Origin of the sequence: Leptolyngbya sp. FACHB-36, from assembly GCF_014695955.1 — a bacterium.
In the GTDB taxonomy this organism is placed as follows: Bacteria; Cyanobacteriota; Cyanobacteriia; order Leptolyngbyales; family Leptolyngbyaceae; genus FACHB-36.
Genome location: NZ_JACJPG010000261.1, coordinates 1 through 14,867 on the forward strand (window position 1 = coordinate 1; position 14,867 = coordinate 14,867).

A 14,867-nucleotide genomic window follows, 5' to 3' on the forward strand; every position below is an offset into this window, starting at 1 on the left:
CGACGCGACCACCACACCTGCCAGTATTGCGGCAGCACCAAGCGTCTGACCCTCGATCATGTGCTTCCCCGCTCAAAAGGCGGACCCCACACCTGGGACAACGTCGTGACCGCATGCGAGCAATGCAATTCCATGAAGGGCGATCGCCTGCTACACGAAACCGGAATGATGCTCAAAACCAAGCCCAAGGCTCCGATTCACCCTGCGATCGCATTTGCAGAGCAGTTCTGGAAACAACACCCCACTGATCATTGACCTGAAGCCAGGAGGCGCGACCAATGCTAAAGCTAAACTACACCGAAGCTGGACTGTACATGGAACGGATAATAACCCCGCTAGACAAGCTAATTGCTCAGCGAGTCGTCCTAGCGCTGCGGCTAGGACAGTTCCTCCACGTCGAACCCGGTTGTGCCTCCTTTTTGCTGCCTGCCGATATGCCAGAACTCGTGCAGCTAGAAGCAATCCTGCGGCAGGAATACAGCTCAACGGTTGCTGTCATTGCGGTCGATGGCGACTGTGTAGAGGTCAGCCTGAGCGGAAGCTGGGTTGCCGAAAGCGTTGAAGCCCATGAGGGAATGTTTCTGACTGTCATGAGTAATCAAGCCGAGTTCTTTGTCTTTAAGCTGTGGCAGATGAGTCAAGTCCACCTTTCCTCATTGGCATAAATGCTAGAGATCTGTCAGAGAGGGCAATACGATCGCTCATTCGTTATTGCCCTCTCACGCTTGAGAAAAGGTGTAGTACCATCTTGACAATTGTAGTATAACAACTACAATTGTAGTATAAAAAGGCAATTATGCTGCCGGAACTTTATGGGACGAAGCGATCGCCTCTGAAATCCCTCTAATCATCACGGATTCAATAAAGTGGTAGGACTTACGCCAATTCTCTAAATTCCAGCTACCAATCAAACCTCTAAAACGTAGGCAGAACCAAGCCTCTGCAATTCCGTAGCTTGCTTCTCGCGCAGCGAGTATTCCGAATTCCGAATTCCAAATTGGTATCACCCAAACCTCCGAGATTTTGGTCAAATATCGCGCTGTCCTCCTAACGCTTAACTCCTGCCGCCATCCAAATTAAGGACACGAATCCATGCCTTACGAACAACTCGACTTATCAACGTCCAAGCCTGTTCTATCGTGGACTGGACACGACCTTGGACACAACGAAGCGCGGATGGCGCGAAATGTTGCGGCTCTGCCCTTTGTGTTTAAGCACGTCTCGCTGATGCCGGATGTCCATCTTGGCAAAGGCGCACTCGTTGGCAGCGTGCTGGCAACCAAAGATGCCATCATTCCTGCGGCGGTTGGGGTAGATATTGGCTGCGGCATGTGTGCGGTAAAAACGCCTTACACTGCCGATCGCCTCGACGGCAAGCTCAAGCAAATTCGGTTAGAGATTGAAGCAGCCATTCCCACTGGCTTCAACGAAAATCGGGAAGTCGATCGGGCAACATCCAACTGGCAAGGGTGGCGGCATTTCAAGGAGTTGCACTCGCGGGTGCAAAACTTGGAGTCCAAAGCAATGAAACAGATGGGTTCTCTTGGCGGCGGCAATCACTTTATTGAGGTCTGCCTCGATGAGCAAGACACCGTCTGGTTGATGTTGCACTCCGGCTCCCGACATATTGGAAATGCTCTGGCGCAGCGTCACATCGAAACAGCAAAAAACTTGGCAAAGATGGCAGGACTAAAACTGCCCGATCCAGATCTGGCGCACTTTGTTCAAGGCACTCCCGAATTTGAGGCATACTGGCGTGACCTCCAGTGGACACAAGGCTATGCCCTTTATAACCGGGAGGTGATGATGGCGCGGTTCAAGAAAGTGGTTGAAAAACACGTGGCAGGCGGCAAGCCATTTAAGCCCTTGCTGGAGGTGAACTGCCATCACAACTATGCAGAGCAGGAAACCCATTTTGGTGAGGACGTCTACGTGACCCGGAAGGGAGCAGTCCGTGCGCGTCAGACCGACTATGGAATTATTCCTGGCAGCATGGGAACCAAGTCGTTCATCGTCAAAGGTAAGGGAAATGCCCACAGCTACTGCTCGTGCTCCCACGGGGCAGGACGGCAGATGTCTCGCAACAAGGCGAAGGAACACTTCAGCCTGGATGACTTGATTCAGCAGACGCAGGGTGTTGAGTGCCGCAAGGACACGGGAGTACTCGATGAAATTCCTGCTGCCTACAAGCCGATCGAGCAGGTAATGGCAAATCAGTCTGATCTGGTTGAAATTGTGGCAACTCTGAAGCAGGTCGTTTGCGTGAAGGGATGACGAGTAAAGGGGCAAGATTTTGCCCCTAATCGGTGTAAGAAAATTTTCTCCGGCACGATCGCCGATTACTTCCGGCCTCCCTGTGCCGATCGTTCAGCGTCCGTTCCAATCCACTGTTTAGAATTCACAACCGCGTCGATCTTATTTTCTAATTCTGTTAGCTGGGTCGGCGCATCCGGTGAAGGCAGATAGTGATTCACCGTTTTTTGTTTTCTGCCCATTGTCAATGAGGTGATGGCAGAAGGAGCATCTGTGTGCCCGCCTGTATATTGGTCTTGAAGTTTAAAGTAATTAATTTTCTGAAACTCTGCCACGAGTTTTCTAACGGCTGCTCGACTAATAGTTGTTGTTCGGGTGCCTGTCACTTTCACAAACCGCCGACCTTCATAAACTACCTTGCCGTTGCCATATACCGTGACTTTGTACATAGGACAAAAGCCAAAACAGGCTGTTCGTTCGAGTGTCAGTGCCACTTGAGTTGACGATCGTTGAGGCTGATTGAGTTCGCTTTGGGGCGAAGCTGGGGCTGCCGCAGCCAAGAACGAGAGGTTCGGCAAAACGATAGTTAAAGCACTGCTGCTTAAAACAGTAAGCAGACTAAGAAGAATGGACGATCGCATGAGCGTTTGCTCCGAATCAGAAAGATTGACTTAACCTAGAGTCTATTTTGCTGCTGCATAGTTTCTGCCGTGGTTTCTAATTCTGCAACAGAACAAGCGACTGCTGTTTTCTTTGAATCCATTTCGCTTAAGCCGTTTTGTCTTGCAAATACCGAAGTAGAATCGCTCCGTCGGGAAACGGTTTGCATTCAACTAGTTTGAGTTTCTCCTGTGGTCCCGATGCAGCAAATAGCGGAATTCCTGCGCCAAGCACGATCGGAATCACAGCAAAAATGTATTCCGAAATCAGCCCATGTGCTCTGAATGACGAAGCAAGCTGTCCACCGCCAACTAGCCAAACTCGTTTATGCTGACGGGCGTTTAGTTCTGCAATCAGTTCATTGGGGCTCTTGGTGGTCAGGATAACGTCCGGTTGCTCTACCTTAATTTCCCGTTTAGAGAATACCCAACACGGTTTGCCGGGGTACACCCAGCTTCCAAACTCCAGCGCTTTTTCATAGGTTTGACGACCCATTAGCAGGGCATCAACCGAGGCATAGAATTCGGAATAGCCGTAGTCGCTGCCTTCTTCTAAACTAGGAAGCCACTCTACCCCTCCGTCTGGAGAAGCAATGTAGCCATCGAGACTAACAGCAACGTGATACACAATTTCAACCATCGTTATTCACTCCGATCGCGCGACTGTTCATCACCCTAACAGCCCAATTCGCAGTTCCGCGTCACCCAAAAAGGCAATTGTTATGGGCAATATTTAATACCAATTCTCCAAATTTCAGCTACAGAGCAGAACGCTAAAACGTAGATAGACTTGATGTTCTGCAATTACGAACTGCGAATTACGAATTACGAATTGGTATAACTGGTCGATTCGGAAGTAAAATCAGTCTTTCAGCAGCGATCAATCCGTCTATCAACTGCCTGTAGGTTTCAAATCGTTTTGGAATTTAGGCTAGAAGGTTTGAGCTTTGGTAGCGTGATTGATAGGCGGGTAAAGTGGAATCGAGTGTTAACGCTTGAGCGAGTCGATAGACTCCTTCCTCAATCTGTTGCTCATTCAATTCTGCATATCCCAAAATAAATTGACCCTGACCTGCATTATCTAAATAGTAAGGAGATGCAGACGTTAAACCAACTCCTGCCTGCGCTGCACAATGTAATACAGCATCATCGCTTAGGGATGTATTAAGCTGAATCATAATATGGATTCCAGCATTCTCACCCATAATGACAGCGTTTTCATGTAGGTGTTGTTTAATCGATCTCACCAAAATCTGCCGACGTTGATCGTACAGGTTCCGCATTCGACGAATGTGGCGATCGAGATGTCCTTCTGTTATGAAATCAGCCAATACATACTGCTCAAGCAATGGGGATTGACGATCGATGAGCCATTTTGCATGACAAAATACTTGGACAAGATCGGCAGGAACAACCAAATAGCCGACCCGTAAAGCGGGAAAGAGTACTTTCGAGAACGTGCCAATATAGAGGACCGTATTGTTGCAGTCAAGCTCCTGCAACGCTGGGATGGGATGTTCTCCGTAGCGATATTCGCTATCGTAATCATCCTCGATAATTAGCGCACCTGATTTTTGCGCCCACGCTAATAGATCTAATCGTCTTGATAGGGAAAGAACTGCGCCTGTAGGAAATTGGTGAGACGGAGTAACATACACCAGCTTAACCAAGGCATTTGCCAATCCAGACAGGTTCTCCACTACAATTCCTGAATCATCTACGGAAACGGGATGTAGGGTTGCTCCCTGTGCCGAGAATGCCTGTCGCGCTCCTAAATAACCGGGATCTTCGATCGCCACTGCATCACCACGATCGATAAACAAGCGAGCGACCAGATCGAGCGCTTGCTGTGATCCGCTGACGATAATAATTTGATCTGGGTGGCACTTTACAGAGCGCGATCGTTCTAGATGGGTTGCAATTGCTTCGCGCAGAGGTTTGTAGCCTAGCAGATCGGAATTGTAATCGAGAATATCGTAATTCGATCGACAGTAGCGCGATAGAAGCTGTCGCCAAATTGCGAGTGGAAATTCATTCAGCGCAGGGCGTCCGTATCGGAAATTAATGAAGGCTTCTGGTTCCGGCGGCGTAAACGGATTAAACTCAGCCAGGCTGGAGCCATAGGTAGACAGCGATCGAAACTGCTGTTCTGGTTGCTTCGTTGAGTTAGACGCAGTGTCATTGGATAAATCATCGGGCAACTGCTGGCAAACAAATGTGCCGGAGCCAACGATCGTTTGAAAATACCCCTCGCTCAGAAGCTGAGCATAGCTTTGAGCAACCGTATTGCGCGAGATACCTAAGTGGTGAGACAGCGTTCGGGTAGAGGGAACCCGTTGTCCAGGGAAAAGCTTTCCGGCAAGAATTTTTCGTCGTAGCCCTTCGTAGAGTTGGCGATACAGCGGCAAAGACGTGTTGTGATCGAGCGAGATTGCAAAATCCGTAAGTGAAGATGCCATAGCCTGCGCCAACCCGATCGCAATGAGAACAAAGCCCTACCATTCTAGAAGATGCAGCCGCTTACTTTATTTGCTGCTGGGTGAGACGAGCCATTCTAGCTTCTACTAAATCCAGCCAAGCGTGACCCACTTCGCGGCAGAAGTGGATGGACTGATTGAGATACTGTTCAATCTGTTGATTAAGCTGATCTGAGAAATTAGGATGACTGCGACCGAGCAATTCTGAATTTGATGCGATCCAGTTCTGAAGAATGGCAGGTTTCACTTCAAGATGACATTGAAATCCATAGATACTCTCGCCAATTCTGAAGGCTTGATTTTTACACGCCGCGCCTGTCATTAACAATACTGCTTCATCTGGAAGATCGAATGTGTCAACGTGCCACTCCATTACATGAACGGCTTCAGGGCAGTTTTTCAGTAACGGGTCTGCCGAGGCTGTCGAGGCAATCAGACGAAGGGGCGTAAATCCAAGCTCAAAAGTATGGTGAGAATACACGGATTTTCCAAATGCCCTGGCAAGAATTTGTGCACCAAGGCAGACACCCAAAATCGGTTTTTGCTCCTTAGAAAACTGGTGAATCAAGTGAATGATTGCTTGCAGCGGTGTGTAGGTATCATCTCGCACATGCATGGGTCCACCCAAGATAATTAAGCCATCAAACTCGTCGCTTTGGGAGGGAAGAGCATCTTGGTTTGAAGGTATTAAAATCTTGGTCTGTCCACCTCGCTCAGCAACGCAGTCTGCTAAAACGCCAAGGGGGGCAAGCTGGGAATTTTGAATGATGAGTAGCTTCACTGCAATACCCGATCGCTGGATTAACGCTTCAGAGTCTAAATTAAGTCAAACTCTTTAAGAGCAGGTAGAAAGTTCTTGTTTTCGTGATTTGAGCGACTCAGTTTGACGAGAGCAAATCGCTGTTCAGACGTTAAGTTCGCCCACTGCTGCAACTGTATTGTGATTCCCAATTCTTGGGCTTTCTCTACAATCTCTGTCGGAATTACTAGCCGATTCCAAATGGGATTTGGCTCGATCGCTAGCTCAGTCGCACGCTCTCCTGTGCGATCGAAGATTAACCGTTTCAGGTGTTCTCGGTAGTTCTGGATCTCCTCGGGCGTTTGACAGGAAAGATCGATCAATAGCTGGCGATCGTACGTTGTAAAGCGGCTCCACTGCGATAATTTCAGCTTAATTCCACAGGTGTCTAGCTTAAAACGAACCTGCATTGGAATGCAGCGCAGAGAGGTTACAAAGTCGGCTTCAAATTGAAAGAATTGATCGGTGCGCATAGCTAACTAAAGGTTTGGATGCTGCTTGTAGTACGGGTTGGCTTGCTCAAAACAGCGACTTGCCTGCAAAATCAGCGCCTCACTGTAGAGAGGACCCGCAAGTTGAAATCCTACAGGTAAGCCCGCTTGAGTAAAGCCGCAGGGAATGGAAGCCGCAGGCTGCTCCGCGAGATTAAATAAGTACGTAAAGGGAACCCAACTCCAGTCGTCGCTGGCTCCAGTCGGTCGAGGTTGTCCTGCTTCAAATGCCGCGATCGGCATGGTCGGCGTCAGCAGCAAATCATAGCGGCTAAAGAGCTCTTGAACCTGAGCAGAAATGGTGCCTTTCTGATTCATGGCGGCAAGGTAGTCGAGCAGACTCAAGCGGTTGCCCTCAGCCGCGATCGCCAGCAGATCCGGGTCCATTAATTGAAGCTGCTCTGGACTGTAGAGGCGCAAAAAGTTGGCGTAGTTGGCGTACCAAATGGGCAGAAACATCTGCAATAGGTCAACGGACCATTGAAGGTCAATTTCTTCAACGTGCGCCCCCAATTGCTCAAAGGCGATCGCTGCATTTGCAACTAGCTTGGCAACCTCCGGATCGACCGCGCACGGTTGACCCAGCGTAGGACTGAACGCGATTCGCAAGCCTTTGACGCCTGCGTCTAGCCCTTCCAAGCTGCTGTGATCGTCCGCAGGCAGCGCAAAACAATCGCGACGATCGGGCTGTGCCATCACGGTGTACAGGAGTGCCGCGTCCGTTACGGTGCGAGCCATGGGTCCGATCGTGGACATGCGGCCAAAGGTGCTAACGGGATAAATGGGCACTCGTCCCCAGGTTGGCTTTAGACCAAATACGCCACAGAACGCGGCAGGAATGCGGATCGATCCCGCGCCATCGCTGCCAACGGCAAGCGGTCCGATGCCACTGGCGAGAGCGGCAGCGGCTCCGCCACTGCTGCCACCGGGCGTTTTCGTCAAATCCCACGGGTTGCGAGTAATGCCCGTTAATGGGCTTTGCGTCACGACTTTGTGCCCTGCTTCAGGCGTGGTGGTTTTGCCAATAAAAACGGCTCCGTGCTCGCGCAGTCGAGCCACTGCCGGAGCGTCGATCGTCCACGCTTGGTTGGGGTCGATCGCCTTAGAGCCGCGCAGCGTGCTCCATCCTTTCGTGGCGATTAAGTCTTTGATCGAAACCGGGACGCCGTCCAGCAAGCCGCAGGGTGTTCCAGTTGCCCAGCGTGCCTCAGACGCGCGTGCCATTGCCAGCGTCGTGTCTGGATCAATCAATCGAAACGCATTCAGTTTCGGGTCGTGCTCGGCGATGCGATCGAGCAGGAAGCGGGCAACATCGACCGGGGACAGGCTGCGATCGCGGTAGCGTGCGACCAACTCCACCGCAGACAGATAGGCAATGTCTGAGGAGCCAGCGTCTGATGCTGTCGCCCACGCGCTGTGAGCACTTGCACCGTTTTGCGCATTCATGTATCCCCCTTCGACCCAGTCCAGCCAGCGGCTAAACAAAGCAGTACTCTGCGCTTCTAGCGTTGCCCCCCAGCGGTTTGTGTCCGATCGCAGTTGAGCTACGCTTAGTCCCGGAGTCGTGTTGATCTCCAGCGTATGCCCGACAAACCAGGTTTCCAGCCCCTGCCGGGTAACCTCTGGGTGAAATTGCAGCGCCAAACAGCGCTGACCCCACGAGAAGGCTTGGTTCTCGAATTGCTCGGTCGAGGCGAGACGAACGGCCTCAGCGGGTAAATCGAACGTATCACCGTGCCAGTGCACCACCGGAGTCAGCTCCGGCGCAATTTCTGCCAAAGGACTCCGCTTCCCAGCGTCCGTCAGCGTTAACGGTGCCCAACCAATCTCTTTGCGCCCGCTTGGATAGACCGCCGCACCCAACGAGCGCGCAATCAATTGGCAGCCGAGACAAATGCCCAACGTGGGCAAATCGGCGGCTAATCGCGCTTGAATCAGCCCAATCTCTGTGCTTAAAAATGGGTAGTCATCGGTCTCATAAACGCCGATCGGTCCACCCAAAACCACCAGCAAATCCGGAGCAAGTGGATCAAGCTGAGTCAAGTCGCTGTATCCCGACTCTACATAGGTAATGTCATAGCCGCGCGATTTTAGTAGCGGCTCCAAACTGCCCAAATCTTCAAACGCCACATGCCGCAGACACACGGCTGTTTTAACGGCTGTTTTATCAACGGTCTGAACGGCAGCTTGTACCACTGGTTCAGGGTGACTCGGCAGGGTGTGGTTCGATCGAGCAATGGGGTTTGGCATGGAGCGCACCGGAGTAATATCAACTTCAACAGAATGGACCGAGGAGCTTTCCGCTAAATCGGTTTTGTCTCCTGGATTAAGAACATTGACGTTTGCGGCGGCAGGATCAAGCTTGAGCCAGCGTCCTTTGTAGACCACCGCCACACCGCAGGGAACCGTCTCTGAAAGCGCCACCTGCAACGTGAGGCGTCCAGTTTCGTTCGACAGAACGACCTGCATTCCTGCTTCCAGACCGCGAGACGTGGCTTCTTTGGGATGAAGCAACACATCGGCTGGACCCAATCGATCGCCAATTTTGGCGTCATTGCCGTAGCTGCTGTTCATCAGCCAAGCCGATGCCGGAGACAGCACGCGCAATCTTCCATGAGCCGGACGCTGATCGGCAAATGGCTGTGGAGCACGCGGCAAACCCGCCGCGGCAAAGCGATCGGACGCAATTTCAATTTTGCCGCTGGGCGTGGCGAATTTCAAATCGGCAAACTGAATCACCGGATCGGCAGCGTAATCGACAGTGCCAACTTTGGCGAGGCTTGTGAAGTTCAGCACGGTTCCGGTTTGCTTCAGCAGCGTGTCAATTAGGCTGCGATCGTCCTCGAATAGCTCTGGTTCCTGAAATCCCATGGCTGCCGCCAATCGTCGGAATATCTCCTGATTCGGCAGTGCCGCACCCATTGGCTCCGCTGCTTTGACCTGAGCCGAAATCGAGTAGTTGAAATACGACAGCACCAAATCGTCAAATTCTAGGAAGCTGGCGGCAGGTAAAACAATATCCGCGTAGTTGGTCGTATCGGTGGCAAACAGGTCGATCGCCACCGTAAACAGATCCTCGCGCTCCAGCGCTTGCCGAAGCTGCTGCTGTCTGGGACTCGATGCCGCAATGTTGTTGTTCCAGCAAAATAAGGCGCGGCTGCTGACTGGATCGGCAAGGCGTTCGGCTAAATCCATGTGGCTAATTGACTGAGGCTCACCCGGATTCAGGTGGGGTGCTGGAAGGTAGTCTGCATCAATGCCGCGATTGCCAAAGCCGTTCATGTAGAGAAAGCCCGCTCCCGGCTTGCCAAGGTTGCCCGTGGCGATCGGCAGCAAGCTACACGCTCGAAACACGTTTCCCCCAGTCCGCTGGCGCTGCAATCCCTGCCCCAGCCACAGTAAGGACGGACCGCGACCATAGAGGATGGCCGCTTGTTCAATCAGCGCCGCCGGAACCCCCGTGACTGCCTCGCCCCAGTCCGGTGTGCAGTCCGGCAGCAGCGGCAAAACCTCTTCCCAGCCGATCGTAGAGTTGGCTAAAAACGCAGCGGACAGCAAGCCTTCTCGCTGGATCACATGCAGCAGCGCAAACGCCAGTGCGGCATCGCTGCCGGGAAACGGTTGCAGGTGGAGATCGGCACTGTCCGCTGTGGGATGGCGGATCGGGTCAATCACGATGACGCTGCCAGAAAACTCCCGCAGCCAGTGCTTGTGCGCGTGTGGTGCAGACGACGATGGATTCGCGCCCCAAACTAAAATGCAATTTGCCTCGTTGGCGGTGCGCGGATCGAAGCCCGTGAGGGAATCGCCGAAAATCATTTGAAGCGCGACGTGCCCTGCCTTATTGCAGACGGTATCGGGGTCTACTTCCGTTGCGCCCAGATGATTGAAAAAGCGCAGGGGAAAGGCTCCGGCAATCAGAGAGCATGTCCCAGTGTAGTGAGTGTGCAGAATGCTGGCACCGCTGGAGGTTTCCAGAATGCCGTTGAGCCGATCGACGATCGCCTCGATCGCCTCCTGCCAGGAAATGGGCACAAACTGCCCCTGCCCTTTCGCGCCCACCCGTCTGAGCGGCTGCGTTAGCCGCTGGCTTGGGTCGCGCCATGCCCCGTTGTACACGATCGCGCACTTGCCGCACAGCGCCCCACGGCTAACGGCGTGATCCGGATCGCCCTTGACCCGAACAATATTTCCGTCGCGCTTAACAACAACCATGCCGCAGGCGTCGTAACAGTCGCGTGGACAGGTCGTTAACACAAGTTCTTTGGCTTCAGGCATCCATTCCCGTCCTTACTACCCGCTATCAATCGGCGTTTTATCCCAATTCTCTAAATCCAAACGATCGAGCAAACGACTGAATCTTTGAATTACGAATTACGAATTCCAAATTCCGAATTGGATTGACTCTGACTCCACTCGAAAACTCACGATCGCCTCCAATAGAACGTCAAGAGACATCGCGTTCAGGCAGGGTGAATTGTCACCCGTGATTGTCATCTTATCGGATAAGTGGCATGGTGAAAAGAGCAAGTTTTATACAAATTCATGGTGCCACTTTGGAAACAATCGGCTACACCGCCATATACTCGTGAACTAACTCATCACTGAGATCGCTGACTGCGCCACAGGCAGCCACTGCGCCGTTGTTCATCATGACGAACTGGCGAGATGCGCGACGAGCAAAGGCAATATTTTGCTCAACCAGCACGATCGTCAGCCCAAATTCTCGATTCAGCCGGATAATCGTTTGCTCAATCTGCTCAACCAGGTTGGGCTGGATGCCCTCAGTTGGTTCGTCAAGCAGCAGCACGTTGGGGTTAGCGGCGAGGGCACGCGCGATCGCCAACTGCTGCTGCTGCCCACCTGAAAGCAGTCCGGCACGTCGGTTCAGGTTCTCGCGCAGGTAGGGAAAGAGATCGAGCACCAGCTCCGGCAGCCTTTTTTTGCCGTCGCTGCGGGCATAGCAGCCCATCAAGATGTTTTCCTTGACGGTGAACTGATGGATGATGTCTCGACCCTGGGGAACGTATCCAATTCCTGCTTTCGCCCGTAGATGCGTCGGTAAGCTCGTTAACGAGTGCGTTCCTAGCGCAATGCTGCCCCGGACGCGATCGGTCAATCCCATGATGGTTTTTAGCAGCATGGTTTTTCCCATGCCGTTGCGCCCGACGATCGCTGTAAAGCCGCCCGCTTCAACCGCCAGCGAAACGTTGTGCAGAATGTGACTGTTGCCGCAGAACGAATTGACTTCCGTTAATTCAAGCATGAGAAATTCCTCAACCTCCCAAGTACGCTTCTAAAACGGCTGGATTGGTTTCGATCTCGTCCACCGTTCCTTCTGCCAGCTTTTTGCCCTGATGCATCACGGTGATCACGTGACAAATATCGCGCACAAAGGTCATGTCGTGCTCCACTACAAGAATGGTGTGCTGTCCCCTGAGTGCATTAATAATGTCTGCCGTTTTGCGCGTTTCTTGCACCGTCATGCCTGCGGTGGGTTCATCCAGCAGCACCAGATCCGGATTTTGCGCCAGCACCATGCCAATTTCGAGCCATTGCGTCTGACCGTGAGACAGCAAGCGAGCCGGACGATCGCTCATCGCTTCTAATCCAACGCGGCTCAAAATCTCATGAATTTGCGCTCGGTCTTTCCGTCGTAAACACTGACGCAGATTTCCAAACACAGATGGATTGAAGCACAGCGCCACCTGCATATTTTCTGCCACGGTCAAATCTTTGAACACGCTAGGAATTTGGAATTTGCGTCCGATTCCCGCCCGCGCAATTTGATTCGGAGTCCAGTTGGTAATATCCCGCCCCTTAAATCGAATTGTTCCATTGGTAGCTTTGGTCTTGCCAGAAATCAGATCCATTGTGGTGGTTTTTCCGGCACCGTTCGCGCCAATCAGAACCCGGACTTCCCCCGGCATCAGAGACAAGCTCAATCCATTGACCGCGCTTAATCCATTAAAAGAAACTCCCAGATCGTGAACTTCAAGTAGCGGTGTGCCAGATAGCTCTGGGCTGGTTTGAGAAAGCAATGTTTGCGCCATAGCTGGCTAGTCTCCTCAATTCGTTCGATCGTCCATCATTCGTCTTTGATCGCTCCAGTTGCCACTGGCAGTGAAATTCCATCGCTGCTGGAAACTGAAATAGACTGATTGCGCGTTTTGCGCCAAACAGTTAGGACTCTGGGAACTAAGCCTGCAAGCCCTTCAGGTAAAAACATCACGACTAGCACAAATAAAATCCCGACAATTAATTGCCAAACCTGAATCAGGTTTTCGTTTTCGCTCAGCAGGCTTTGGACGAGATTAATCAGAATGGCACCGATCGCCGCGCCAATCAGCGATTCCCGTCCGCCTACGGCGGTCCACACAACGACCGCAATACTAATTCCCACATCCATAATTGTGGGCGACGCATACTGAGAATTCACGACGAACAGCGCCCCGGCAAATCCTGCAACCATTGCGGAAATACTCAAGATGAAAATTTTGTAGCTGGCGATGTCGTAGCCAAAATAGCGGACGCGCTGCTCATCGGCTCGAATGGCTTTCAATAGCAAGCCAGTTTTGGTGCTAGTCAGCCACTTTAGACCGAGCAGCACGGCGACGAGTGACCCCGCAATTAAGAAATACGTCGAGAGCGAATACGGATCAAACGCCCAATCGCCGATTTGAAATACCGCGAGATTGGTCAATCCATTAAAGCCATTCGTAAGCGGCTGTTGGTCAATCAGCAGCAGATTCAGAATCACCACGATCGACAAGGTGATGATGGAAATGAACACGCCCGATACGCCGCCGTTGAAGACAAACCAGCCGACGATCGCCGCAAATAGAGTTGGAACGAGCAGTGCCGCAAACAGCCCAAACCACTGATTCTGAAACGGCACCCAGAGCAGCGGCAGCTTCAACGCTTGACCGGGCGGCGTATTCCAAACCATAAAATCAGGTAAAGGAAACGGCGTTCCCTGCGCCAAGCTATCCGGACTCAGCAGCTTGAGCGACATCGCCATGCAGTACGCCCCAATGCCGAAAAACGCGCCGTGTCCCAAACTGAGAATGCCGCAGTAGCCCCAGCAAAGACACATCGACAGCGCCAAAATTCCGAATACCAAATACAACGACAGCCGATTCAGCCAAAACGGATCGGCAACCAATAGCGGCGGCAGCACCAGGACAATCAGAATAAATAGAGTGTAGGGCGAGAGAATCACTCGCTTGATTCGGATAGCCATATCGCATTACCTGATTAGAGAATCGCGATTCGCGAGCGAACAGCCTGCTGTCATTTGTGCGGCTGTACACAGTGAAATGCGACTGATTAGCGGGATTGGGCAGAGAATAAACCGTTGGGGCGAATGCGGATAATCACGATCGCTAACCCTAGCAGTGCCGCCTTTGCCAGCACATCGTTGCTGGCCCATGCAACCAGCGAATTGGCACCGCCTAATAGCGCTGAACTGGCAACGGTTCCTAGCAGCGAACTAGCACCGCCGACCACCACGACAATGAAGGAGTCTACAACGTAGCCTGCACCCATTGTGGGGCTGACGGTTTTAAACCCGCTCACCATGACGCCAGCAACCCCCGCTAATCCGCATCCCAACGCAAAGGTGAGCGATCGCACCCGATTCACGTCGATGCCATTGCACGCAGATATTTGCGGATTTTGCATCACCGCTCGCAGGCGCGTGCCAAAGTCGGTGCGATAGATTGCCAGTAAAACCGCGCCCAAGCACACGACGGCGACCACAAACACCGCCAATCGGTAGGACTGTAAACTGACTCCACCGATCCGATATTCCCCGGTCAGAAACTCAGGCACCGCAACATGCTGCAAACTGAGACCAAACGTTAACCGAACGAGCTGCTGAATCACAATTCCAATGCCCCAGGTTGCCAGCAGCGTATCCAGCAGCCGACCGTATAGCCGCCGCACCACCACTCGCTCGATCGCCAAGCCGATCGCAGCGGTAATCACAAACGCGATCGGCAAACACAACAAAAACGGCAGCTTCAACGCCTGTTGAGCAAAAACGGTAACGTAGGCTCCCAGCATGATCAGATCGCCATGCGCCATGTTAATCACGCCCATGCTGCCGTAGATCACCGTTAAACCCAAGGCAACGAGCAGCAAGATTGAACCAATGCTCAAGCCGGATAGAAGACTTCCTAGCATT

At 52.2% G+C, this 14,867-nt stretch carries 13 protein-coding genes; 3 read left to right on the top strand and 10 right to left on the bottom strand.

The features are described from left to right. The 3 genes from H6F43_RS06655 to H6F43_RS06665 all read left to right on the top strand — a co-directional run. Window positions 1-255 (top strand): HNH endonuclease (locus H6F43_RS06655; RefSeq protein WP_190341883.1); only part of this gene is annotated, 255 nt, incomplete at its 5' end. A gap of 23 nt (window positions 256-278) precedes the next feature. Continuing rightward, window positions 279-665: an alr0857 family protein gene (locus H6F43_RS06660; protein ID WP_190341884.1), complete on the top strand. Its 387-nt coding sequence runs from the start codon at window positions 279-281 to the stop codon at window positions 663-665. A gap of 427 nt (window positions 666-1,092) precedes the next feature. After that, window positions 1,093-2,274 carry an RtcB family protein gene (locus tag H6F43_RS06665; RefSeq protein WP_190341886.1) on the top strand — a complete coding sequence of 394 codons (1,182 nt, stop codon included), beginning with the start codon at window positions 1,093-1,095 and terminating at the stop codon, window positions 2,272-2,274. Window positions 2,275-2,339: 65 nt separating this feature from the next. Here H6F43_RS06665 and H6F43_RS06670 read toward each other — a convergent pair whose 3' ends face one another. The 10 genes from H6F43_RS06670 to urtB form a co-directional block, all read right to left on the bottom strand. Beyond that, window positions 2,340-2,894 carry a DUF6438 domain-containing protein gene (locus tag H6F43_RS06670; RefSeq protein ID WP_277879888.1) on the bottom strand — a complete coding sequence of 185 codons (555 nt, stop codon included), beginning with the start codon at window positions 2,892-2,894 and terminating at the stop codon, window positions 2,340-2,342. Window positions 2,895-3,021: 127 nt separating this feature from the next. Beyond that, complete coding sequence (locus H6F43_RS06675; protein ID WP_190341890.1) at window positions 3,022-3,552, bottom strand: dihydrofolate reductase family protein; 531 nt, start codon at window positions 3,550-3,552, stop codon at window positions 3,022-3,024. A gap of 286 nt (window positions 3,553-3,838) precedes the next feature. Then, window positions 3,839-5,371, bottom strand: coding sequence for a PLP-dependent aminotransferase family protein (locus H6F43_RS06680; RefSeq protein WP_190341891.1), 1,533 nt, complete (start codon window positions 5,369-5,371; stop codon window positions 3,839-3,841). Window positions 5,372-5,432: 61 nt separating this feature from the next. Next, window positions 5,433-6,170 (bottom strand): type 1 glutamine amidotransferase, encoded by a 738-nt coding sequence (locus H6F43_RS06685; protein ID WP_190341893.1) that lies wholly within the window; start codon window positions 6,168-6,170, stop codon window positions 5,433-5,435. Between the two features lie 35 nt (window positions 6,171-6,205). Then, on the bottom strand, window positions 6,206-6,661 hold the full coding sequence (locus H6F43_RS06690) for a nitrate reductase associated protein (protein ID WP_190341895.1): 456 nt from the start codon (window positions 6,659-6,661) through the stop codon (window positions 6,206-6,208). A 6-nt stretch (window positions 6,662-6,667) separates the two neighbouring features. Further along, window positions 6,668-10,957, bottom strand: coding sequence for an amidase (locus H6F43_RS21835; RefSeq protein WP_199290182.1), 4,290 nt, complete (start codon window positions 10,955-10,957; stop codon window positions 6,668-6,670). 292 nt (window positions 10,958-11,249) lie between these two features. Beyond that, entirely contained in the window at window positions 11,250-11,945 is a 696-nt protein-coding gene (urtE, locus tag H6F43_RS06710; RefSeq protein WP_190341897.1) for an urea ABC transporter ATP-binding subunit UrtE, read from the bottom strand. 10 nt (window positions 11,946-11,955) lie between these two features. After that, window positions 11,956-12,732, bottom strand: coding sequence for an urea ABC transporter ATP-binding protein UrtD (gene urtD, locus H6F43_RS06715; protein ID WP_190341899.1), 777 nt, complete (start codon window positions 12,730-12,732; stop codon window positions 11,956-11,958). Between the two features lie 35 nt (window positions 12,733-12,767). Next, window positions 12,768-13,922 (bottom strand): urea ABC transporter permease subunit UrtC, encoded by a 1,155-nt coding sequence (gene urtC / locus H6F43_RS06720; protein WP_190341901.1) that lies wholly within the window; start codon window positions 13,920-13,922, stop codon window positions 12,768-12,770. 86 nt (window positions 13,923-14,008) lie between these two features. Continuing rightward, complete coding sequence (gene urtB / locus H6F43_RS06725) at window positions 14,009-14,866, bottom strand: urea ABC transporter permease subunit UrtB (protein ID WP_190341903.1); 858 nt, start codon at window positions 14,864-14,866, stop codon at window positions 14,009-14,011. Window position 14,867: the final 1 nt, after the last annotated feature.